A 22,758-nucleotide genomic window follows, 5' to 3' on the forward strand; every position below is an offset into this window, starting at 1 on the left:
TCTCTATCTGAGGTGTAGAAACATTCCAGCTTTGTCCAGATGACAGGATCTTCCATGGAACTCGGGCTTCACACATTCGGCGATATGGACGCAGCCGCTCTTAACAAGGGTGTCGAGGGCGCGAGGCGGCTGAAAAATCTTCTCGAGGAGATCAAGCTTGCCGATGAGGTGGGGCTCGATGTCTTCGGGTTGGGAGAGCATCACCGTCCCGATTATGTGATCTCGTCGCCTTCGACGGTGCTTGCTGCAGCGGCCGCGATCACCAGAAATATCCGGCTGACGAGTTCCGTCACGGTCTTGAGCTCCGACGATCCGGTTCGTGTGTTCCAGCAGTTTTCGACCGTCGACCTGATTTCCGGCGGGCGCGCCGAGATCATGGCCGGGCGCGGGTCGTTCATCGAATCCTTCCCGCTGTTCGGTTACGATCTGGGAGACTATGACGAACTCTTCACCGAAAACCTCGACCTGCTGCTCAAGCTTCGCGACGAGGAAGTCGTCACCTGGAAGGGGCAGATGCGGGCGCCGATCAACGGGCACGGTGTCTATCCGCGGCCGTTGCAGGAGCAATTGCCGGTCTGGATCGCCGTTGGCGGCACACCGCAATCGGTGGTGCGTGCCGGTTCGCTCGGCCTGCCTCTGGCGATCGCGATCATCGGCGGGGAATATCCGCGCTTCAAGCCGTTTGCCGATCTCTATCGCGAAGCAGGCGAGAATGCCGGCCACGATCCGGCGAAGCTGAAGACGAGCATCAATGTCCACGGTTTCATTGCCGATACGACGCAGGCCGCGGCAGACCAGTTCTACGGTCCGCAGTCGGAGGTGATGAACCGGCTTGGCCGCGAACGGGGCTGGGGCCCGACGAGCCGGGCACATTTCGATCAGGCTCGCTCTGCGCTTGGCAATCTTTTCGTCGGCGAGCCGGAACTGGTGGCCGAAAAGATCATTGCCGCCCACAGCGTGTTCAAGATGGACCGGTTCCTGCTGCAGATGGCGATCGGGCTTATGCCGCACGAGCAGATCATGCGCGGCATCGAGCTTTACGGCACGAAGGTGGCGCCGATCGTCAGAAAGGAATTGACCGGATCGGCTGAGCGGGCCACATCGCAGGCGAACTAAAAAGACGAAGACAAGGAAACGACCCGCAATGGTAATCTCCAGTGAAGATGAACTCGACAAGCTGAAAGCGATCGGCCGGCTCTGCGCCCAGGCGATGGAGACGATGGCGAAGTCACTGGAGCCGGGGATCACCACCAAGGAACTGGACGATATCGGCCGCAAGCTGCTTGAGGACAATGGTGCACAATCGGCGCCGGAGACCTGCTACCAGTTTCCCGGCGCGACCTGCATCAGCGTCAACGAAGAGGTGGCGCATGGTATTCCGGGTGGCCGGGTGATCAAGGCGGGCGATCTCGTCAATATCGACGTTTCGGCCGTGAAGGACGGTTTCTTCGGCGATTGCGGCGCATCCTATGCGGTGCCGCCGGTTCGCCGCGAGATCGAAAAGCTTTGCCGCGACGGCAAGCGCGCGCTCTGGACCGGGTTGCAGCAGGTCAAGGCCGGCAACAAGATCGCAGGTATCGGCAATGCGATCGGCGCGTTTGCCAAGAAGAACCGCTATACGCTGATCACCAATCTTTCCAGCCACGGCATTGGCCTGACCCTGCATGACGAGCCGAAGGAAATCCCGACCTGGCCGGAAAAGAGCGAGCGCCGGATCATGGAAGAGGGCCTGGTCTTCACCGTCGAGCCGTTTCTTTCGCTCGGCGGCACATGGGCGGAAGATGGCGACAACGATGATCCGTGGACGCTCTACAGCGACCCGAACGCCCCGACCGTGCAATACGAACACACGATCGTCGCGACCAAGAGCGGGCCGCTTATCCTGACATTGGCGAATTAAGGATTGTCATAAGCCGGTCGCGGCGAAAGCGGCGACCGGAAACGCTTTTAGCGAACGCAGGATTCGGCGCGATTGGCCGCCTCGATAGCGCAATAGAAGGCGCTCACACGCTCTTCGCCTAGATTATCGATCGAGCGGCGCGCATGAATGCGAGCGGCACTTTCCATCAGTTGAGCGAATGCGGCATTGCCGATCAGGTCCGCCTTGCGCAGCTGCGCGATCAGCGGGTCCACCAGCACTTCCGATACGGTCAGGTCACGATCCATTTTGCGCCTCCCGTCTGTTGATTTGGCACGAAGCAGACAATGACGATCATTCGTGTCAACAACAAGACAAATGACCGCATGCGGCGCACCAATTCGTTACTGCACCTGCTTTTCGCGTAGAATCATTCAAAATATTCCGACAACGATGAATAATGCTGATTTGTGCGGCCTATGTTGCGCTGCCATAAGCAGGCCATGGACACGACCGCTCGCTTGAACCTTCGTCTCGTCGGCCTTTCCGGCGCAATCGCCATGGCTGCGGCCATGGGCTTCGGCCGCTTCTTCTACACGCCGGTCCTGCCGGGCATGATTGCAGGGATTCCGATTTCGTCGGCCGATGCGGGTTATATCGCCGCGGGCAATTTTGCCGGATATCTGGCCGGCGCGATTTTGGCGGGGCAGGGCTGGGCGGCCGGGCGTGAAAGAATGATCGCTTTGTCCTCGCTGATGGCGACCGCGATCCTGCTGGCGGCGATGGCGCTCACCACCTCGGTACCGGCATTCGTGGCGATTCGCTTCCTCGCAGGCCTGGCAAGCGCGCTGGCGATGATCCTGACCTCGTCGATCGTGCTTCCCTTTGCACGCAACTGCGGCAGCCGAGGGCATGTTGTGAATTTCCTGCATTTCGGCGGGGTGGGGGCGGGGATAGCACTGTCCTCGGCGCTGGCGCTGATCGTCAATACATCGGCGGGTGATGCGGCGCATGGCTGGCGGATCAACTGGCTGGCGGGTGCCGCGATCACACTTGCGGCGGTGCTTGTCGTGCAATGGATGCTGCCGCGCCCGCATGGCATGACGGAGCGTCGGGTGGAGCCTGCGCTCAGATGGAAGCTGCCGCTGGTGCTGCTGACGACGTCCTATGGCCTGTTCGGCTTCGGTTATGTGATTACCGCGACATTCCTGGTGACGATCGCAAGGCAGGGCGATGCGGGGCCGGTGATCGAATTTCTCGCATGGTTCGTGACCGGCTGTGCCGCTGCCGTGTCACTTCTCGTCTGGCATCCGCTGGCAGTCCGTGCCGGGCTTGCCAGATCCTACACGGTGGCGATGACGGTGCTTGCTATCGGTGTTGTCTGTTCGGTTCTTCTGCCACCGACCGCCGGTGCGCTGTTTGGCGGATTGCTGCTCGGCGCAACCTTCATGGTGATTACCGCCTACGGGTTGCAGCTGGGCGGCAAGCTTGCGCCTGAAAGCCCGCGCCGGGCGCTTGCCGCAATGACGGCGGCTTTCGGCGTCGGGCAGATCGTTGGCCCGCTGGTGGCCGGCTGGGCTGCCGAAAAGAGCGGCAGTTTCGCGCTTCCGACGCTGATCGCGACGGGCGTGCTCGTCGTCTGCGTCGTGTTGGCGGCAATCGTGGCGAAACGTATTCCTTGAGTAGGAACGTGGTTACAAATGCGTAACAAAGCGGTGCGGCCATTGCCGCATCCACGCGATTGCCATAATTTCGCGCCCTAACACCGCACCCCGCAGCTCCGAACTCAGGAAAGCATCCGCTCCGTGTTCCATTCCTTCTTTCCAAGACCGAAATTCTTCTTCATTTCCGCGGCACTCTGGTCCTTCGTTGCCATTCTCGCCTGGTATTTCATTTTCGCAGGGATAGGCGACCGGGCGGGCTTCGGCCTGCCGGAAGGGGCTTCCGAGCCCTATGATCTGACCTATTTCATCATGCCTTCCAACCTCTACTTCTATGCGTATTTTGCGATCTGCCTGCTCATCTTCGGCGCGGCATGGTCGTTCATCGCCAAGGATAATCCGTGGATCGCTTGGTCGGTGTGGGGCTCGCTGCTGATCATCGCGGTCACCTATTTCGGTGTGCAGGTGTCGGTCGTGATCAACAACTGGCGCAGGCCTTTCGGCGATACGCTGATGAACGCGCTCTCGGGCAAGGGGGGAACTGCCTGGGATTTCTACAGCCTGATGATCATCTTCGCCCAGGTTGCCTTCGTCAGCATGTTCGTCTCGATCCTGACGGACTTTTTCACCAGCCACTACATTTTCCGCTGGCGCACCGCGATGAACGATTTCTACATGTCCAAGTGGGAACAGTTGCGGCATATTGAAGGTGCCTCGCAGCGTGTGCAGGAAGACACGATGCGGTTTTCCTCCACGCTTGAAGGACTGGGCATCAGCCTGATCAATTCGGTCATGACGCTTGTCGTCTTCCTGCCGATCCTGTTCGGCCTTTCCGGATATGTGACGGAATTGCCGATCATCGGTGCCATTCCGCATGCGCTGTTCTGGCTGGCTATCTTCTGGGCGGCTTTCGGTACTGTGCTACTGGCAACAGTCGGTATCAAGCTGCCGGGCCTGAACTTCCGCAACCAGCGCGTCGAAGCCGCCTATCGCAAGGAACTCGTTTATGGCGAGGATCATGCCGACCGCGCACAGCCTCTTACAGTGAAGGAACTTTATGCCAATGTGCGGACGAACTATTTCCGCATGTACTGGCACTATCTGTATTTCAACGTCGCCCGCTATTTCTACATCCAGGCGGATGCGCTGTTCCTGCTATTCATGCTGGTCCCGACCATCGTCGCAGGCAAGATCACCTACGGTATCTACCAGCAGATCGCCACGGCCTTCGGTCAGGTTTCGAATTCTTTCCAGTATCTGGTGAATTCCTGGACGACGATTATTGAACTTCTGTCGATTCACAAGCGCCTGAAGGCGTTCGAGGCGGCGATCGACGGTGGTCCGCTGCCGGATATCGACCAGCGCTATCTGGAGCGCGAAGCCGAAGGCGGCGAGATGGCGGCGAACAGGCCGACCTGATCCTCCGTCATAGAAAGCACGCAGTTTTGGCCGCGCCGGATTTATCGATCCGGCGCGGTTCTGCGTTTCGGGGATCGCGTTGGCCTGATGATCGAGAGTGGCCGGTGCGATCTGCCCGTGTTGGGAATGAGGCAGGCAGATATTCGATTGCATTGAGTGGTTCAGGTTTTGCCTGCCCCGACCGCTTCCGATGGCTTTTGGAGGACTTGTCAGGCTCTCCGCTCACACGGTCTGCGACCATCACCGGAACCTGGCTCTTCGAACCCGTTGAGGAGGCCGGTTCGCGTTCCCGGTTTCCCATCCGATGATGGCCCGATTATCGTGCCGGTTTTAGGGGCGGGGACGAGGCGGGGATGAAAAAGACGTAAGCGATTGAAATTTGGAATGCCGGAACGCCTGATCGCGGCATTTATCCACGGTTGGGTGGAAGATTGGTCAGGCCGCGACGGGTGCGCGAAAACGGGCAATCATGCGGTTGAGCGTCCAGCCCATCAGGCAGCCGATAGCAGCGCCTGCGGCCTTGACCACTGCATCGTCGAGATGGGCATGCCGGGTCGGCGACAGGTATTGCAGCAATTCGATGCCTCCGGCGCCGAGGATGACGAGGATGCCGCAAAGCAGCCATTGCCGCGGGTAGGCCAGCATGAAAAGCAGCGCCATGGCGGCAAATGCACCAGCGCGATCGATGTCCACCGAGGCGAAATCCTGCGGGCGCAGGCGTATCGGCGAGACCGTTGCAAAGATGATGGCCGCGAGCGCCAGCCATGGCAGAAGCTTGATCAGGCGTGACGTCATCAATCGTGTCATGAAATTGTAATACCGTGCGCAGGAGATGGTCGGAAGCGGCGTAAGCTACCGAGACTAGGGACAAGAGATAAATATCGTGTGAGCGGCAATTTTGCGGCAGTGCAGCAAATAGCGATTATCCGGCGGAATTGCTGGCGTTTGCCGGTGACGAATGGCGCTCGCCCAGCATGCGGATCGCTTCCGTATAGCTGACGCAGGCGACATCGGTCTGGTTGCAGACTTCCGAGGCGAGCCGTTCCATCGCCCGCCAATAGGCGCCGGCATTCATCTCGACGAAATGCAGGCCGATCTGCATGGGAATGCGATCTCCGTCATACTGCTTGTCGAATGCGGCGCGGAAGGCGGAATAGGCACGTTCCTCGAATTCCGCCGAGCGGCTGGGATTGTCGATGCCGGCCGAGTGGCGGACGAAGAGATTGTAGTCCATGGCGATGATCGGCCGCTGTTGCGGACCTTCGGGGATCAGCGGCAGGCCGAAGCGGATAAGGTCGCCTTTGGTCTCCGGCATCATTGGTCCCTTGGTGACGAGGCTTGCGTCATACTGGAAGCCCGTCTTCTTCTCCGCCTCCGTCATGCCAGCGCTGGTGGAGAAATAGGGCGCGCGGAAACCGCGAATGTCGTTGTCGATGAAGTCGCGCCAGCCCTGCGGCTCGTCGGACGATGCGCCGATCGCTTTCCATGCGTTGGTCATCACGTCGTGGAAACTGGTCATCTCGTGCCGCCATTCGGCCTCGGACCAGTCCTTGCCGTCGAAATGGCCGCAGGTGTGGCTCGATATGTCGTGGCCTTCCTGATGCGCCTGCCAGATATGGCCGAGACGTTCCTTCGCCTCGGGAATATCTTGGGCAAAACCGATATTGGAGCGGCCGGCTTTTTTGTCCGGCCCCTGATACCGGGCCTTGTCTGCGCGTGGGATGACCAGCGTGCAGGAAAGAAAATAGGTGAAATGGGCGTTGTTGTTGCGGGCAAAATCGCGGCTACGCTGCCAAAGGGCATTCGAGCCCGCACCGTCAAAGGAGATCATCAGCAACTGCTTTGGCCTTTGCCCCATATCTTGCGCCATTGCACCTGTCGATAAGGTGAGTGCGGCAAGCAGGGTGGCCAAGGGTCGAAGACGCATCACTATTTCCTGATTCTACGAATGAACTGGCAATATCCGAGTGCTCTTGACCAGCGAATAAGGCGAAGCTTTGATTGCCTACACAGAGGATGCCGCTTATCTGCAATCAACGGCATCAGAACCGCAGCCGAAGCCCGATCGTCAAATACTGGACGCCACCATCTGCATCGCTGACCAAACCATAGCCACCGGAGCGATGATGGAAGCGGATGACAAGCTCTCTCGACTTGTTCTCAGGTAATGCGAAGGTGATTTCCGGGGCGAGATAATGCAGCAGCCGGTCGCCGCGATCATTGCCTGCGCGAGCCTTTTCCTCCTGTGAAATACCGCTGGCGTAGTTGAGGCCGGTGGAGGCAGCTATGGTCGTGTAGATGTAATCGTTCCAGGGGAAATCGCTGTAGCGGAGAAACAGGGCCGCCCACACTTCGGATTCGTGCATGCTGCCAAACCGCTTGCCGACACCGAGTTCGGTTTCGATCGCAAAACGTTCCCGCCAGAAGCTCGCGACCGTACGGGATGCGGACAGGCCGACGAAACCGCTGTCGCCGTAATCCCAGTTTAAAGGGGAGAGATCACCTCGGAGAAAGATGTCCTCCATGGGTGTTTCGACAAACTTGCCCCCGAAAACCATAACGGCACACTTGTCGTCGCAGGGGCCGGTGATGCCGTACCACTGCCAATCTAACCAATCTCCGGCCTCTGCAGATAGTGGACACATAAACATAGCCAGTGTGGCAAAAGCCAGAGCTGCGTAAACTCTTTGCATCGAGCCGACCTCCCGAGTCTCCTCTGAGCGATCGCAATGACGAGATGCAGTCTGTCGGAACGAAGGCGGCAATAAGAGCTAAACACTGGCCGTCATGTCCAGAGATGCATGTCATTGCGCGAAATTTCGCCTTCGAAAGCATACGCTAATTGATTGTGGCGGCAAGGGGCAGAGTAACGCGTCCGTGATCGGTGGGTTTCGAGCTTTATCAGTGCGTTGCTTCAATAAGCTTCCTCGTTTTGCATGGGGGGCCTTACATCCTAAGGAAAATAGGCTAGAAGGCGCTTTCCCGACCAATTGTTTGCCTCAGGCGGAGCTTTGGCCGGACGACCGACCCAGGATTGGCCCCTTGACGCGGGCCGGAGACTTCGATGGCGCATAACGACGACAGTTTTTTCCGTGAAGTGAACGAAGAGCTTCGCTCAGACCAGCTGAAGAACGCCTGGAGGCGTTACGGCCGGATCGCGATTGGTGTCGCGGTGGCGATCGTCATCGGTACGGCCGCCTGGCGCGGTTATGAATATTGGGACAACCATGCCTCTTCGCAGTCTGGCGACCGCTTCATCGCGGCTCTGACGCTTGCTTCGGAAGGCAAGAACGACGAGGCGCTTTCAGCCCTCGCTGCAATCGAGAAGGATGGCACGGGCGCCTATCCGGTACTCGCAAAGATGCGCGCAGCTTCCGTGCAGCAGGCCAAGGGTGATGCGGCTGCTGCCGTCGAGATCTACCGCCAAGTTGGAAACGACAATGCAGCGCCACAGGCTGTCCGCGATCTCGCCAAGATGCGCGCCGCCTTCATTCTGGTCGATACCGGCACTTACGAGCAGGTTGCGGCCGAAGCGGAAATCCTTTCGGCGCAGGGCCATGTTCTGGCCAATTCCGCACGCGAAGCGCTCGGCCTTTCCGCCTACAAGGCCGGAAACATGTCGCAGGCCAAGCAGTTGTTCCAGCAAATCGTAAACGATGCGGGCGCGCCTCGCAATGTTGTCAACCGCGCGCAAATCATGCTCGACAATATCGCCGCCACCGGCAAGGCGCCCTAATTCCGTTGCGGATAAGGGCTTGAGGAAAACACTATGAGCTTCACCGTCGCCATCGTCGGACGTCCGAATGTCGGCAAGTCCACGCTTTTCAACCGTCTGGTTGGCAAGAAGCTGGCGCTTGTCGATGACACGCCGGGTGTTACCCGCGACCGCCGTCCGGGCGATGCGAAGCTCGTTGACCTGCGTTTCACCATCATCGATACGGCGGGTCTGGAAGAGGCCGGTGCCGATACGCTCGAAGGCCGCATGCGCGCCCAGACGGAAGCCGCGATCGACGAGGCGGATCTGACGCTGTTCGTCGTCGATGCCAAGTCCGGACTGACACCGCTCGACAAGACTTTCGGCGAGCTTTTGCGCCGCTCCGGCAAGCCGGTCGTGCTGGTTGCCAACAAGTCCGAAGCCAAGGGATCGGATGGCGGCTTCTACGATGCTTTCACGCTCGGCCTTGGCGAGCCGGTTCCGATTTCCGCCGAACACGGCCAGGGCATGATCGATCTGCGCGACGCAATCGTCGAGGCGATCGGCCGGGAAAGAGCGTTCCCGGAAGACGGTGACGACTTCGAGGCGATCACGGATGTCGACGTCAGGGATTCCGTTCTCGGCGACGAGGCTGACGATGATGCCGAATATGACGAGACCAAGCCGCTGCGCGTCGCCATTATCGGCCGCCCGAATGCCGGAAAGTCGACGCTGATCAACCGGTTCCTCGGCGAAGACCGGCTCCTGACCGGGCCGGAAGCGGGGATTACCCGCGATTCGATCTCGGTCGAATGGGACTGGCGTGGCCGCACGATCAAGATGTTCGATACCGCCGGGATGCGTCGCAAGGCGCGGGTGACTGAAAAACTCGAAAAGCTGTCCGTCGCAGATTCGCTTCGGTCGATCCGCTTTGCCGAAACCGTCGTCATCGTCTTCGATGCGACGATCCCGTTCGAAAAACAGGACCTGCAGCTCGCCGACCTCGTTTTGCGCGAAGGCCGTGCCGCCGTGCTCGCGTTCAACAAGTGGGACCTGATCGAAGATCCGCAGGCGGTTCTGGCCGAGTTGCGCGAAAAGACCGAACGGCTCTTGCCGCAGGCGCGCGGCCTGCGTGCCGTGCCGATTTCCGGCCAGACGGGCTATGGCCTCGACAAGCTGATGCAGGAAATCGTCGCCACCGACAAGGTTTGGAACAAGCGCATCTCGACGGCCAAGCTCAATAAATGGCTGGAAGGAACGCAGGTCCAGCATCCGCCACCGGCAGTTTCCGGCCGCCGTCTGAAGCTGAAATACATGACCCAGGTTAAGGCGCGCCCGCCGGCCTTCATGGTGTCCTGCACACGTCCAGATGCGTTGCCGGAAAGCTATATCCGCTACATGATCAACGGATTGCGCAATGATTTCCAGATGCCGGGCGTACCGATCCGCATCCATTTCAAGGCAGGTGACAACCCGTTCGAGAACCGCAGGAAGAAGCGCTAAGCTTCTTCACTGGCGGATCTGAACCGCTCCCGATATCGCTGAGGTCAACCATCAGGGCGTCAGCTTGCACTTTTTAGTAAATCGTGATGCACTGCATCTCTGGCTTGTGCGGTTGGAGGACCTGCAAGCCGGATTTCGGTCGGGCTACCTTGCAGCGCCGATTCATGATCGGGAGGGTCATCATGATTGCAGTGGGTCTCGTCGTGGCTATCTGTCTTGGTGTCGGCAGTGTTTTCTATTTTCGCCAGCGTGACGGGAATGGCGGCTGAACCGCTGTAATCCTGAAACTCGTTGAAGTGCCTATCGCATCTGCGATGATGGCAGTTCATTCCGCTGCGGGCAACGCACGGTTGGCCTGGGCTTTGAGGACATTGCCGAGAAACTGTTTCGAGGCCGCTTCCCAGGTGTAGCTGCGGGCAAGCCGGCTTGCGTCCTCGCGACGGCAACCGAGTGCTCTCAGGCATGCGGCCTTGAGATCGTCATCCAGCGCACCTGCGCCGGAACCTTGCTCGATGATGTCGACCGGTCCCATGACCGGATAGGCTGCGACGGGAACGCCGCTCGCCAGCGCTTCGAGAATGGTGTTGCCAAACGTATCGGTCCTGGACGGGAAAACGAACACGTCCGCCTGGGCATAGGCGCGGGCGAGATCCTCACCGGTCTTCATGCCGGTAAAGAGGACGTTCGGATAACGTTTCTTCAGTTCAGCCAGGGCTGGGCCATCACCGACCACGACCTTCGAGCCGGGCAGGTCGAGATCGAGGAAGGCGGGAAGGTTTTTCTCGACCGCAACGCGGCCGACGGTCAGGAAAATAGGGCGAGGGAGGTCGAAGGGACGTTCCTCGAGGTTCATCGGGTGAAACGTGGTCTGGTCGATGCCACGGCTCCAGCGCAGGAGATTGCGGATGCCTATCCTCGAAAGTTCACGCTCGAGGCTTGCGGTCGCGACCATGCAGCCATTGCCGGCATTGTGGAACCAGCGGACAAAAGCCTGCATCCAGCGGATCGGAACCGGAAAGCGAGCTGCCACATATTCGGGAAAGCGGGTGTGGTAGCTGGTTGAAAAGGGCATGCCATTCTTCAGGCACCAGCGGCGGGCCATCAGTCCGAGCGGCCCCTCGGTCGCGATATGCACGGCGGTCGGCAGGGTCTTTTCGATTGCGCCAGCGACCTGCGCAAAGGTGGTGACCGAAAGCCGGATTTCTGGATAGGTGGGGCAGGGGATATTGTGAAAATCCTTCGGCGTGACCATGACCACCTCTACGCCCATGCGGGTCAGTTCGCGGTTGGTGTTCTCGATCGAGCGGACGACGCCGTTTACCTGCGGGTACCATGCATCTGTCACGATGGTAATTCTGGTCATGCGTGGCCCAAAGCCTCGTTGCCGATCCGGTGGTCGCTTCCTTGGCGACTCGCGCGAAAGGATGCGGTTACAGCCCTCTATCGGCAAAGTTCATGACAGGCGGATGAAGCATGCCCTGAAGGTCGTTGCATGGCGCTCCTCATCGCCTTCTCATCTGGTTAAACGACACGCACCGTCATTTCGTGTTTGCAGTGCGGCAGGTGAAGTCTTATCTCAGCGGCATATGATGTTGTGAGTGACTTTAGTGACCCTGCGTTTGATCAAGATTGCCGCTGCCGTTCTTATCGCCCCGATTGCCGCTATCGGCATCCATATGGGCGTCAACCAGATGATCGGTAATTTCCATGAAGTCATTCCGGGCGAGCTTTACCGCTCAGGCCAGCCGGGTGACGCGCAGATTGATAAAGCGGCGACGCGATACGGCGTCAAGACGATCATAAACCTGCGCAATGAGCGCCGCGGGGATTGGTATGAGGAAGAGAAGGCGTCGGCCGAAGAGAACGGCGTAACGCTGATCGATTTTCCGCTAAGCTCCGGAAGATTCGTGCCGGTCGAGCAGAGCGAACGGCTGGCCGAAATCATGAGGACGGCAGAAAAGCCGATCCTGATACACTGCGAACACGGCGCCAACCGCACCGGGCTTGCATCGGCAATCTATGTCGGTGCGGTTGCCAAGCGTAGCGAGCTTTTCTCCGAACTGCAGCTTTCACCCTATTACGGGCATATCCCGATCCGCGGCATCGGCCGTTATGCGATGTACCAGTCCTGGGACGAGTTCGAAGAGACGATCGGTTTCTGACCGTCTCTTCTTCTCTATTGGTCTTCGTTACTTCGGCAGCAGATTCGGGCTGATCAGTGCGCCGTGATGGCAGATGACGGTGGATGCGACAGCGGCACCATATGCGGCTGCTTCTGACGGCGTGCCGCCCTTGGCGAGACTGGCCAGAAAACTGCCGTTGAAGCTGTCGCCGGCGCTTGTCGTGTCGACGACCTTGTCGACCTTGACCGACGGGACATGGACGACGGGCGTGGAGCCGAATGCAAGCGTAACACCACCTGGGCCATCCTTGACCACGACGTTCTCGACACCCAGTGCCTTGTAGCGGGCAATCGTTGCGGCCACGTCCTTGTCGCCGAAATGAACGGCTTCGTCATCGAAGCTCGGCAATACGAGCGTCGAGGCGCGGGCGCCGTCTTCGATCGTCTTCAGCATATAGTTCTTGTTTGACCACAGGCGCGGGCGAATGTTCGGGTCGAAGACGACCGTCTTGCCGGATGCCTTGGCACGGCGGGCCTCCGCGAGAAGCGTATCGACTGCTTCCGGTGCCAGAATGCCAAGCGTGATGCCGGAGAAATAGATGATCTGAGCACTCTCCATCGCGGCACGCAGGTGATCGGCGTCGTCGGCCAGCTTTTTTGCTGCAGCGGTGTCGCGCCAGTAGCTGAAGGTGCGCTCGCCGTCCTTCAATGTGATGAGGTAGAGACCGGGCGTCTTGCCAGCAATGCGCAGGATTTGGCTGGTGCCGATACCGGCGCCGTCCATCATGGCGAGCATTTCATTCGACATCGGATCATCGCCGACTGCGGTGAAATAGTCGATCGACCAGTCTGAAGGGAAGCAGGCGCGGGCATACCAGGCCGTGTTCAACGTATCGCCGGCAAAGCCCTTGCGCAGCAGGCCTTCACCCGCCTGCGACAGTTCCACCATGCATTCGCCAATAGAAAGAAGTCTGCCTGCCAAAATATCGTCCCTCCGGTAAAGTCCTGTGGTCGCATAAGCTTTCGCACCGTGTCTGACAAGTCCGTGCGGGGGGCTCAATACGCGTTGTCTTTTGTCGCAGGGGCTCTAGGTTGGGGCTGGAACATCGCATAAGGGAGCATGATCGTATGGCGACGGAAGTGCAGAAGAAAGCCGTAGGCGCAGGCACGGACTGGTGGCGCGGGGCGGTGATCTACCAGATCTATCCGCGTTCATTCCAGGACACGACCGGCGACGGACTAGGCGATATCAAGGGCATTACCCGACGTCTGGCCCATGTCGCCTCGCTTGGCGTCGATGCAATCTGGCTGTCGCCCTTCTTCACCTCGCCGATGGCCGATATGGGCTATGACGTTTCCGATTATTGCAATGTCGACCCGATGTTCGGCACACTTGCCGATTTCGACGAGATGATCGACGAAGCGCACCGGCTGGGCCTGAAGGTCATCATCGACCAGGTAATCTCCCACACATCCGACCGGCATCCGTGGTTCATCGAAAGCCGCACCAGTCGCACCAATCCCAAAGCCGACTGGTTCGTCTGGGCCGACCCGAAGCCCGACGGCACAGCGCCGACCAACTGGCTCTCCATCTTCGGCGGGCCGGGCTGGGAATGGGATGGCGTGCGCAAGCAATATTACATGCATAATTTCCTGATTTCGCAGCCGGATCTCAACTTCCACAATCCCGAGGTTCAGGACGCGCTGCTGGATACGGTGAAATTCTGGCTCGATCGTCGGGTGGACGGGTTCCGGCTCGATACGGTGAACTATTATTTCCACGACAAGCAACTGCGGAACAACCCGCCGATGGTCTATGACACCGATGGCGCGGGCATGGAGACCGATACCAATCCGTATTCGATGCAGAACCATCTCTACGACAAGACGCAGCCGGAAAATATCGCTTTCCTGAAGCGCCTTCGGGCATTGCTCGATACCTATGATGACCGGATGACCGTGGGTGAGGTGGGTGATGGACCCCGCTCGCTGAAAACCCTTGCGGAATATACGACCGGCAGCGACAAGCTGCATATGTGCTACACGTTCGACTTTCTGGGCCCTGCCTTCGATGCGGGTTACATCCGCAAGATCATGACGACGGTGGCGGACACGGTGAGCGAAGGCTGGGTCTGCTGGGCTTTTTCCAATCACGATGTCATCCGTCACGTCACCCGTTTCATCGAGACGCCTGAGGAACAGGATCGGGTCGCCAAGCTGTCGATCAGCCTGATTTCGGTCTTGCGCGGTTCGATCTGCCTATATCAGGGCGAGGAACTGGGGCTGACCGAAGCGGAGCTTGCCTTCGAGGATCTGCGCGATCCCTATGGCATCCGCTTCTGGCCGGCCTTCAAGGGCCGCGACGGATGCCGTACGCCGATGGTGTGGGAGGCAAAGGCTCCTCATGCGGGCTTTACCGGGGGTTCCACGACATGGTTGCCGGTGCCGAATGAGCATGCCGCCCGCGCGGTCGATGTGCAGGAGAGGCTGGCGACATCCGTGCTCGCTCACTACCGGGCGACGCTCGCCTTCCGCAAGGCGCATGCGTCGCTCGTCGATGGCGACATGGCGTTCATCGAGACCAACCAGGATCTGCTGGCCTTCACACGCGAGAAGGACGGGGAGCGGCTGTTGTTCGTGTTCAACCTGACACGCGAGAGGCAGAAGTTCACGCTGCCGGCACGGTTCGCTTCCGTGACGCCGCTGGACATGCCGGGGTTCGTGTCGCGGCTGGAGAACGAGGCGGTGGTGCTGGATGCAGTGGACGTGTTCTGCGCACGGGTTTGAAGGCTAACTTGGAGGGCGGGCGCCAGTTTGCCACGCTCTTATCCTCGGGCTTGTCCTGAGGATAAGAGCGCATCACCAGAACTGGGACGGCAGTAGATCCTCGGGACAAGCCCGAGGATGACGACCTATCAAATGGAAAGGCCCGCGAGCGATCGCGGGCCTTTGTTATTTTATCATTCAGGCAATCGCCGAATCTCAGTCGAAATGCAGTTCGCGCTCGCCCTGTTCGTCGCGGATGCAGGTCTGCAGGCCGATCTTGTTCAGGATGTTGAGGAACGGGCGCGGGGCCAGTTCTTCGACGTTTGCCATCTTCTTCACATCCCATTCGCCGGTGGCGACTAGCATTGCTGCTGCGACCGGGGGAACGCCGGCGGTGTAGGAAATGCCCTGGGAGCCGACTTCGTTAAAGGCTTCCTTGTGGTCGGCGACGTTGTAGATGAACACCGTGCGTTCCTTGCCGTCCTTCAAACCCTTGACGAAGTCACCGATGCAGGTCTTGCCTTCGTATTCCGGCGCCAGCGACGACGGATCGGGCAGGCAGGCTTTTACGACCTTGAGCGGAACGACTTCGTCACCATTGGCGAGCTTCACCGGCTGCTCGGAGAGAAGGCCGATGTTTTTGAGAACGGTGAATACGTTGATATAGTGATCGCCAAAGCCCATCCAGAAGCGCACATCGGCGCCTTCCATGTTCTTGGCCAGCGAATGCACTTCGTCATGGCCGCAGAGATAGGCGCGACGCGTGCCGACGACCGGCAGGTCGTAGTCCTTGCCAATTTCGAACATCTTGTTGACGTTCCATTCGCCGCCCTGCCACGAATAAACGACGCCCGTGAATTCGCGGAAATTGATTTCCGGGTCGAAATTGGTGGCGAAATACTTGCCGTGGCTGCCGGCATTGATGTCGACGATATCGACGTCGGTGACGGTGTCGAGATACTCGTCCTTGGCGAGGCGCGCGTAGGCGTTGACGACGCCCGGATCAAAGCCGGCGCCGAGGATGGCGGTGATGCCCTTTTCCTTGCATTCGGCAGCACGCTTCCACTCGTAGTTACCGTACCACGGCGGGGTCTCGCAGATTTTGTTCGGCTCTTCGTGGATGGCGGTGTCGATATAGGCGACGCCGGTATCCATGCAGGCGCGCAGCACCGACATGTTCAAGAAAGCGGTGCCGACGTTGATGACGATCTGGCTGCCAGTCTTGGTGATGAGCGCCTTGGTGGCTTCGATGTCGAGAGCATCGAGAGCGTGACCTTCGAGCACTCCAGCCTGCTTCATCGCCTTCTTTTCGTGAACCGAAGCGATGATGGCGTCGCATTTCGACTTGGTGCGCGATGCGATATGGATGTCACCGAGGACATCGTTGTTCTGCGCACACTTGTGGGCAACGACCTGTGCGACGCCGCCGGCGCCTATGATGAGCACGTTCTTTTTCATTCTGGGGACCACTCCTTGCGTCCAATCGTCAGACGAGTCTTTACCTGTGGGCCTTTGGCCCTTTCTGATCAGGAAAGGCTCTGTTCGTAGTCCGTGTAGTCAAACTCACGGACCGTCCTGAGGCTGCCATCCAGTTCCCGGATGGCGATTGCCGGCATTTTCACGCCGTTAAACCAGTTTTTCTTGACCATCGTGTAGCCGGCAGCATCCTGGAACGAGATGCGGTCGCCGACCTTTACTTCTTCGGGGAAATCGAATTCCCCGAAGATGTCTCCGGCAAGGCATGACTTGCCGCAGACCATCGCACGATGGGGTCCCTGGTTGGGGTGAACCTTGGCATTCTCACGATAGATCAGGAGATCCAGCATGTGCGCTTCGATGGAACTATCCACCACGACAAGGTTCTTGCCGTTGTAAAGCGTGTCGAGGACGGTGGTTTCCAGCGTCGTCGATCTGGTGATCGAGGCTTCGCCCGGCTCCAGATAGACCTGGACGCCATATTCGCCCGAAAAACGCTTGAGGCGCTCGGCAAACTGGTCGACCGGGTAATCATCGCCGGTGAAATGGATGCCGCCGCCGAGCGAGACCCATTCGGCCTTTTTCAAAAGCGGTGCAAATTTTTGCTCGATATCGCCGAGCATGCGGTCGAACAGGGCAAAATCCTTGTTCTCGCAGTTGTTGTGGATCATGAAGCCGGTGATCATGTCCATGACCGGTTCGACCTTGGCCAGATCCCATTCGCCCAGCCGCGAGAAGGGGCGGGCGGGGTCGGCGAGGTCAAAGGACGATGAGGATACGCCGGGGTTGAGGCGCAGGCCGCGGGTGATGCCCGACGACTGGCTCTCGAAACGCTGCAGTTGGCCAATCGAGTTGAAGATGATCTTGTCGGCGTGCGACACCACCTCGTCGATCTCGTAATCGGCATAGGCGACCGAATATGCGTGGGTTTCCTTGCCGAAACGCTCGTGGCCGAGGCGGACTTCGTTGAGCGACGAGGAGGTCGTGCCGTCCATGTAGTCGCGCATGAAATCGAAGACGGACCAGGTGGCGAAGCATTTCAGCGCCAGTAACGCCTTGGCGCCCGACTTCTCACGTACAGTGGCAATCCGTTCCATGTTCTGGAGCAGCTTGGACTTGTCGATGAGGTAGTAGGGAGTCTGCAGCATTTCGCGTGATCGGCCTTCTTACGGTTCTTCTAAAACTTGAAGGGGCCTATTGCCTGACGCAGATGACATCTTCAAGACCCTATGGCTTTTCGGGGTAAAGAAAAGCCCCGCAGCGAGGCTGCGGGGCTTGGTGTTTTCTAATTTCTACGTTTCATTCGGGGATAAGCCGTTCGTATTCCTCACGCAGTTTCAGCCAGCCCTGCCAGAAAGGTTCCGGTTTGCGGCCGGAGGCTTTGGCGGCAAGAATATCGAGATGCATGTGCCAGCCGGCGCCGACCATGGTCATGTTTTTGCGGTCGGAAATGCGCTTGTGGACGAGGGTGAGAAGGACGTCCGAACCTATCGCCTTCAACTCGATCGCCACTTCGCCGCGGGGCGGCCAGGTGAAGGCCAAGCGGTGGGGGGCATCGAAGAGGAGGATATCGCTGGTCATCCGCTGTTCTTCCGGAAAACCTTCCGGGCGTGCCTCCGCTCCATCGGTCAATTCATCGTTACGCCAGACGAGTTCGAATGTGCCGCCGGGTGTTTCCGGCATGATGCCGGAGGCAAGCCATTGGCGGCGCAAATCGCTATCGGTCAGGTAATCCCAGATCCTCTCGATCGGGCCGGGCAGCTTACGCTGAATGGTGATCTCGGCAGGTGCCGTCACGGTTCCATATTTTTCCAATAGATTCATGCTGTTCATCGGTCTTCTCCCAGTTTTGATTCAGGTGTCATTTCCAGGTTTCGATGGGGGCATCTTGGCGTTTTGATCGGCTGCGGCCTTGCGAGCGTCGTCCTGCTTCAGCAGGTGCTCCAGCGCATCCAGACGAGTCGTCCAGAAATGTTCGTAGAAAGAGAGCCATTCATGTGCGGTGGCGAGCGGACCGGGATCAAGCCGGCAGAGATGGGTGCGGCCCTGGATTTCCCGCCGCACCAGACCGGCGCCTTCCAGCACCTTGATATGTTTCGATGCGGCCGCAAGCGACATGGCGTGCGGTTCTGCCAGCTGCCCGACCGTGCGTTCGCCTCGCGTCAACTCGCGCAGCATATGGCGACGGGTGGCGTCGCTCAGCGCATGGAAGACGGTGTCGATCTTGTGAGTGTATAATTCAACCATGTGGTTGAATGTGTGCCTCTTTATTTTGATTGTCAACCGATTGGTTTAATATTTGCGAAGTAGAGGAACTGAGTTCGCATTTCAGCCCTTTGTCCCAATTCCCAAAGTCGACAAGCCGTCATATCGTGGCGCCGCGCCGGGGGCTGGGACAGCCACGTGCCGCATCCAAAAGACTTCGCATGCATTTTGCCAGATCAACTTGAGGGAAAATCATGAGCAGCAGTTTCATCACCACCAAGGACGGCACGCAGATCTTTTACAAGGACTGGGGATCGAAGGACGCCCAGCCGATCGTCTTCCATCATGGCTGGCCGTTGTCCGCCGATGACTGGGATGCGCAGATGCTGTTCTTCCTTCACGAGGGATATCGAGTAATCGCGCATGACCGGCGCGGGCACGGGCGTTCCAGCCAGACGGAAACCGGTAACGAGATGAACACCTATGCCGCCGACATGGCGGAACTTGCGGCGCATCTCGACTTGAAGGGCGCAATCCATGTCGGCCATTCGACCGGAGGCGGGGAGGTGACGCGCTATGTCGCCAAGTTCGGCCAGCCGCAGGGCCGTGTTGCCAAGGCAGTGCTGATCGGGGCGGTGCCGCCGATCATGGTGAAAAGCGACAAGAACCCCGGCGGGTTGCCGCTCGAAGTGTTCGACGGGTTCCGCAAAGCGCAGGCGGCGAACCGGGCGCAGTTCTTCCTCGATATCCCGACCGGCCCTTTCTACGGCTATAACCGGCCGGCAGCGGAGGTTTCCGAAGGGGTGATCCGCAACTGGTGGCGGCAGGGTATGATGGGTGGCACCAAGGCCCATTACGACTGCATCAAGGCGTTTTCGGAAACGGATTTTACGGAAGACCTCAAGGTGATCGATGTTCCGGTGCTGGTCATGCACGGGACGGATGACCAGATCGTGCCGTTCGAGGATTCCGCGCCGCTCTCGTCCAAGCTTCTGAAGAACGGGGTGCTGAAAGTCTATGACGGGCTGCCGCATGGTATGGCGACGACCCATGCGGATATCATCAATGCCGATCTGCTGGCGTTTTTTAAGGGGTAGGCGGACGCTGCTGTGGTTTGCCCCTCACCCTAACCCTCTCCCCGTAATGACGGGGAGAGGGGACGTGGCCGATTTCGGCACTGAGGTTGCGGCTGGTGTCCTTCTCCCCGCTTGCGGGGAGAAGGTGCCGGCAGGCGGATGAGGGGCTTTGGGTGAGGCGAATTTGGGCCCCTTAAATCAGCTGGAACTTGTCGACATCGACCATGCCCCTGTCCGAAATCTTCAGGTGCGGGATCACGGGCAAGGGCAAAAACGCCACCTGCAGGAAAGGTTCTTCCAGAGTCGTTCCAAGAGCATAGGCGTGTTTTCTCAAGTCGTGCAGGGTGTCGCGAACCCACTCATACGGTTCGAGGCTCATCAGGCCGGCAATTGGGAGTGCGATCTCGCCGGTGACCCTGCCGTCCTCGACGACGACGAAGCCGCCGTTGATTTCTCCCAGCCGGTTGGCGGCGAGCGCCATGTCGTCTTCGGATACGCCGACGACGCAGATATTGTGGCTGTCATGGCCGACTGTGGAGGCGATCGCGCCCTTCTTCAGGCCAAAGCCCTGGACGAAGCCGTTGGCGTGGTTGCCGTTCTTGCCGTGGCGCTCGATGACGGCGACCTTGATGATGTCGCGATCAAGATCGACGCCTGCCTGGTTTCCGGCGGCGGGAAGGCGGTAGCGGCGGTGTTCGGTGATGATTTTTCCGGGCATGACGCCGATGACCGGGGTTTCCGATTCCGAATAGGGGACGCCGAACTGCATGGCCTGGACGGGACGCGCCTTGACGCTATCAAGGCCGACCGGGGCGATCGGCTTGCGGGTGGCGAAGAGCTCGTCGGTCACGCGGCGGCCGGCGGAGAAAACGATCTCTGCCTTGCAGTTTTCGAGCGTGTCGACAATGACGAGATCGGCGCGCCAGCCGGGCGCGACGAGGCCGCGATCGGTGAGGCCAAAGGCTTTTGCTGCCGAGATCGAGGCGGCGCGATAGATTGCAAGCGGTTCGACGCCCGCCTTGATCGCTGTGCGGATCATGTAGTCGAGATGGCCCTGTTCGGCGATATCGAGCGGATTGCGGTCGTCGGTGCAAAGCGCCAGATAGGGCGACAAGCGCTCGGTGATGATCGGCATCAGGGCTTCGAGATCCTTGGAGACCGAGCCTTCGCGGACAAGCACGTGCATGCCCTTGCGGATTTTTTCGAGCGCTTCTTCGGCGGTGGTGCTCTCGTGTTCGGTGCGGATGCCTGCGGCAAGATAGCCGTTCAGATCATTTCCACGCAGAAGCGGGGCGTGGCCGTCGATGTGATCGCCGTAAAAGGCATCGAGCTTGGCGAGGCAGATTGGATCCTTATGGATGACGCCCGGAAAATTCATGAACTCGGCAAGGCCGATGACTTTTGGATGATCGCGGAAGGGCAGGAGCTTTTCGATTGGCAGATCGGCGCCGGCGGTTTCCAGATGCGTGGCTGGTACGCAGGAGGAAAGCTGGACGCGGATATCCATGATCGTTTCGAGAGATGAATCGAGGAAATAGCGGATGCCTTCTTCACCGATGACATTAGCGATCTCGTGCGGATCGCAGATCGCGGTCGTCACGCCATAGGGCAGGACGCAGCGGTCGAATTCGTGGGGCGTGACGAGAGAGCTTTCGATATGCAGATGCGTATCGATGAAGCCGGGGACGACGATCTTTCCGGAAATGTCGATCTCGGTCTTGCCGGTGTAATCGCCGCAAGTGCCGACAATACGATCGCCGCAGATGGCGATGTCGGAGGCGACAAGCTCACCGGTGACGAGATCGAAGAATTTGCCGCCTTTCAGCACGATATCCGCGGGCTCGCGGCCGGTGCCCTGATCGATGAGGGTTTCGAGGCGCGTGGTCATGGGGTGCTCCTGGCAGTTTCGATTCCCCCTACTTAGCCCTTCAATGTGAAAACGGGGAGAGGGAACCGGAAATACCCTGTTTATGGCGCAGTGACCCTGACATTGCCGCCGCAGAGTATCGTGGCGACGGTCTTTCCCTTGAGGCTGACGCCGTTCTCGATCAGGCCTGCAAGGCCGGCAACGCCTGCCTCTTCGACGACGAGGCCATAATGGGTGAGAGAGAAATCCCGCGCACTGCGGATCGCCTCCTCGCTGACGGCCCAGACCTCATCGACCGTCGTCCTCATGCAATCCAATGCATAGGGCACGCATTCGCGCACGGCGATGCCGTCGGCGGCGGTATCGGCCGTTTCTGTCGAGACGATCCGGCCGGTTTCCCACGACTGTTTCATTGCCGGCGCATTGGAAGCGACGATGCCGATCACTTTGCAGGCTGGTGCCTTGGCCTTGATCCATGTGCCGATGCCGGTCAGCAGTGCGCCATTGCCGAGCGGGACGATGATGGCGTCGAGGGCGACGCCTTCTTGCGACAGGCGTTCGGTGATTTCCAGCGCGATCGTGCCGGCACCATCGGCGATGGTGCGCAGGGCGCCGTCTTCGACGAAGGGGCAGCCGTGTCGGTCGGCATAGGCGCGGGCGGCAGCCTTGGCGGCATCGAAATCATCGCCTTCGAGCCGCACTTCCGCTCCGAGCCGGCGCATAGCCTCCACCTTGCCGGGATTGGCAGTGGTGGCGGAGAAGATCACCACCTTGCGACCGCGGGCGCGGCCGGCATAAGCGAGGCCCTGGCCGAAATTGCCGGCCGAGGCGGAAACGACCGGATGATCGCTAGGCTGCTCGCTCTGCATCCACCAGTCGGTGCCGCGGCCCTTGAAGGAGCGGATAGGGTTGAGCGTTTCCACCTTGGCGAACAGCCGCAGGCCGAGTTCGGCATTGGCCGGCTGCTGTTCGATCAGCGGGCTGTTGGTAAAAACCGGATCAATGGCGCGGAAGGCGGCCAGAATGCCGTCGGCGGAGGGAGCGAGCTGTTGTTGAGTCATTTCAAAAGCATGGCAAGGAAAAGCTGGCGTTATTCCTGAATATATCGGAG

The 22,758-nt window shown here is 59.3% G+C and carries 21 protein-coding genes; 9 read left to right on the forward strand and 12 right to left on the reverse strand.

The window, feature by feature from the left end:
- Positions 1–54: 54 nt before the first annotated feature.
- A complete protein-coding gene (locus GGE33_RS03980; protein WP_183821322.1) occupies positions 55–1,116 on the forward strand; it encodes an LLM class flavin-dependent oxidoreductase in 1,062 nt (353 codons plus the stop codon).
- Positions 1,117–1,144: 28 nt separating this feature from the next.
- Positions 1,145–1,900, forward strand: coding sequence for a type I methionyl aminopeptidase (gene map / locus GGE33_RS03985; RefSeq protein WP_148145679.1), 756 nt, complete (start codon positions 1,145–1,147; stop codon positions 1,898–1,900).
- A 47-nt stretch (positions 1,901–1,947) separates the two neighbouring features.
- On the opposite strand, the gene GGE33_RS03990 is transcribed toward map, so the two are convergent.
- Positions 1,948–2,166: a hypothetical protein gene (locus tag GGE33_RS03990; RefSeq protein WP_183821323.1), complete on the reverse strand. Its 219-nt coding sequence runs from the start codon at positions 2,164–2,166 to the stop codon at positions 1,948–1,950.
- 195 nt (positions 2,167–2,361) lie between these two features.
- Between GGE33_RS03990 and GGE33_RS03995 the strand changes: the two genes are divergently transcribed.
- Both GGE33_RS03995 and sbmA read left to right on the forward strand, forming a co-directional pair.
- Positions 2,362–3,540, forward strand: a complete 1,179-nt coding sequence (locus GGE33_RS03995; protein ID WP_183821324.1) for a YbfB/YjiJ family MFS transporter — start codon at positions 2,362–2,364, stop codon at positions 3,538–3,540.
- Between the two features lie 123 nt (positions 3,541–3,663).
- Entirely contained in the window at positions 3,664–4,938 is a 1,275-nt protein-coding gene (gene sbmA / locus GGE33_RS04000; RefSeq protein ID WP_183821325.1) for a peptide antibiotic transporter SbmA, read from the forward strand.
- A gap of 435 nt (positions 4,939–5,373) precedes the next feature.
- Here sbmA and GGE33_RS04005 read toward each other — a convergent pair whose 3' ends face one another.
- The 3 genes from GGE33_RS04005 to GGE33_RS04015 form a co-directional block, all read right to left on the reverse strand.
- Positions 5,374–5,733: a VanZ family protein gene (locus tag GGE33_RS04005; protein ID WP_183821326.1), complete on the reverse strand. Its 360-nt coding sequence runs from the start codon at positions 5,731–5,733 to the stop codon at positions 5,374–5,376.
- A 127-nt stretch (positions 5,734–5,860) separates the two neighbouring features.
- Positions 5,861–6,865: a polysaccharide deacetylase family protein gene (locus tag GGE33_RS04010; RefSeq protein ID WP_183821327.1), complete on the reverse strand. Its 1,005-nt coding sequence runs from the start codon at positions 6,863–6,865 to the stop codon at positions 5,861–5,863.
- Positions 6,866–6,980: 115 nt separating this feature from the next.
- Complete coding sequence (locus GGE33_RS04015) at positions 6,981–7,631, reverse strand: hypothetical protein (protein WP_183821328.1); 651 nt, start codon at positions 7,629–7,631, stop codon at positions 6,981–6,983.
- Positions 7,632–8,002: 371 nt separating this feature from the next.
- Here GGE33_RS04015 and GGE33_RS04020 point away from each other — a divergent pair, with 371 nt between their 5' ends.
- On the forward strand, positions 8,003–8,674 hold the full coding sequence (locus GGE33_RS04020; protein ID WP_183821329.1) for a tetratricopeptide repeat protein: 672 nt from the start codon (positions 8,003–8,005) through the stop codon (positions 8,672–8,674).
- A gap of 33 nt (positions 8,675–8,707) precedes the next feature.
- Positions 8,708–10,135 (forward strand): ribosome biogenesis GTPase Der, encoded by a 1,428-nt coding sequence (der, locus tag GGE33_RS04025; RefSeq protein ID WP_183821330.1) that lies wholly within the window; start codon positions 8,708–8,710, stop codon positions 10,133–10,135.
- Between the two features lie 325 nt (positions 10,136–10,460).
- On the opposite strand, the gene GGE33_RS04030 is transcribed toward der, so the two are convergent.
- On the reverse strand, positions 10,461–11,498 hold the full coding sequence (locus GGE33_RS04030) for a glycosyltransferase family 4 protein (RefSeq protein ID WP_148145669.1): 1,038 nt from the start codon (positions 11,496–11,498) through the stop codon (positions 10,461–10,463).
- A 235-nt stretch (positions 11,499–11,733) separates the two neighbouring features.
- Here GGE33_RS04030 and GGE33_RS04035 point away from each other — a divergent pair, with 235 nt between their 5' ends.
- Entirely contained in the window at positions 11,734–12,297 is a 564-nt protein-coding gene (locus tag GGE33_RS04035; RefSeq protein ID WP_343062204.1) for a dual specificity protein phosphatase family protein, read from the forward strand.
- A gap of 27 nt (positions 12,298–12,324) precedes the next feature.
- Here GGE33_RS04035 and GGE33_RS04040 read toward each other — a convergent pair whose 3' ends face one another.
- Complete coding sequence (locus GGE33_RS04040; protein WP_183821331.1) at positions 12,325–13,239, reverse strand: sugar kinase; 915 nt, start codon at positions 13,237–13,239, stop codon at positions 12,325–12,327.
- A gap of 146 nt (positions 13,240–13,385) precedes the next feature.
- On the opposite strand from GGE33_RS04040, the gene bglA reads away from it, so the two are divergent.
- The gene (bglA, locus tag GGE33_RS04045) at positions 13,386–15,044 is read left to right on the forward strand and encodes a beta-galactosidase BglA (protein WP_183821332.1); all 1,659 of its coding nucleotides are present in this window, start codon (positions 13,386–13,388) and stop codon (positions 15,042–15,044) included.
- 195 nt (positions 15,045–15,239) lie between these two features.
- On the opposite strand, the gene GGE33_RS04050 is transcribed toward bglA, so the two are convergent.
- The 4 genes from GGE33_RS04050 to GGE33_RS04065 form a co-directional block, all read right to left on the reverse strand.
- The gene (locus GGE33_RS04050) at positions 15,240–16,481 is read right to left on the reverse strand and encodes a saccharopine dehydrogenase family protein (protein ID WP_183821333.1); all 1,242 of its coding nucleotides are present in this window, start codon (positions 16,479–16,481) and stop codon (positions 15,240–15,242) included.
- 68 nt (positions 16,482–16,549) lie between these two features.
- Positions 16,550–17,647, reverse strand: coding sequence for a carboxynorspermidine decarboxylase (locus tag GGE33_RS04055; RefSeq protein WP_183821334.1), 1,098 nt, complete (start codon positions 17,645–17,647; stop codon positions 16,550–16,552).
- Positions 17,648–17,798: 151 nt separating this feature from the next.
- On the reverse strand, positions 17,799–18,332 hold the full coding sequence (locus GGE33_RS04060) for an SRPBCC family protein (RefSeq protein ID WP_183821335.1): 534 nt from the start codon (positions 18,330–18,332) through the stop codon (positions 17,799–17,801).
- A gap of 21 nt (positions 18,333–18,353) precedes the next feature.
- The gene (locus GGE33_RS04065; protein ID WP_183821336.1) at positions 18,354–18,746 is read right to left on the reverse strand and encodes an ArsR/SmtB family transcription factor; all 393 of its coding nucleotides are present in this window, start codon (positions 18,744–18,746) and stop codon (positions 18,354–18,356) included.
- A gap of 212 nt (positions 18,747–18,958) precedes the next feature.
- Here GGE33_RS04065 and GGE33_RS04070 point away from each other — a divergent pair, with 212 nt between their 5' ends.
- Positions 18,959–19,801: an alpha/beta fold hydrolase gene (locus GGE33_RS04070; protein ID WP_183821337.1), complete on the forward strand. Its 843-nt coding sequence runs from the start codon at positions 18,959–18,961 to the stop codon at positions 19,799–19,801.
- A 172-nt stretch (positions 19,802–19,973) separates the two neighbouring features.
- Here GGE33_RS04070 and ade read toward each other — a convergent pair whose 3' ends face one another.
- Together ade and GGE33_RS04080 are read right to left on the reverse strand one after the other, a co-directional pair.
- Entirely contained in the window at positions 19,974–21,668 is a 1,695-nt protein-coding gene (ade, locus tag GGE33_RS04075) for an adenine deaminase (protein WP_183821338.1), read from the reverse strand.
- 80 nt (positions 21,669–21,748) lie between these two features.
- Complete coding sequence (locus GGE33_RS04080; protein ID WP_183821339.1) at positions 21,749–22,708, reverse strand: threonine ammonia-lyase; 960 nt, start codon at positions 22,706–22,708, stop codon at positions 21,749–21,751.
- Positions 22,709–22,758 lie beyond the last annotated feature (50 nt).

Origin of the sequence: Aliirhizobium cellulosilyticum (genome assembly GCF_014198105.1) — a bacterium.
Classification (GTDB): domain Bacteria; phylum Pseudomonadota; class Alphaproteobacteria; order Rhizobiales; family Rhizobiaceae; genus Neorhizobium; species Neorhizobium cellulosilyticum.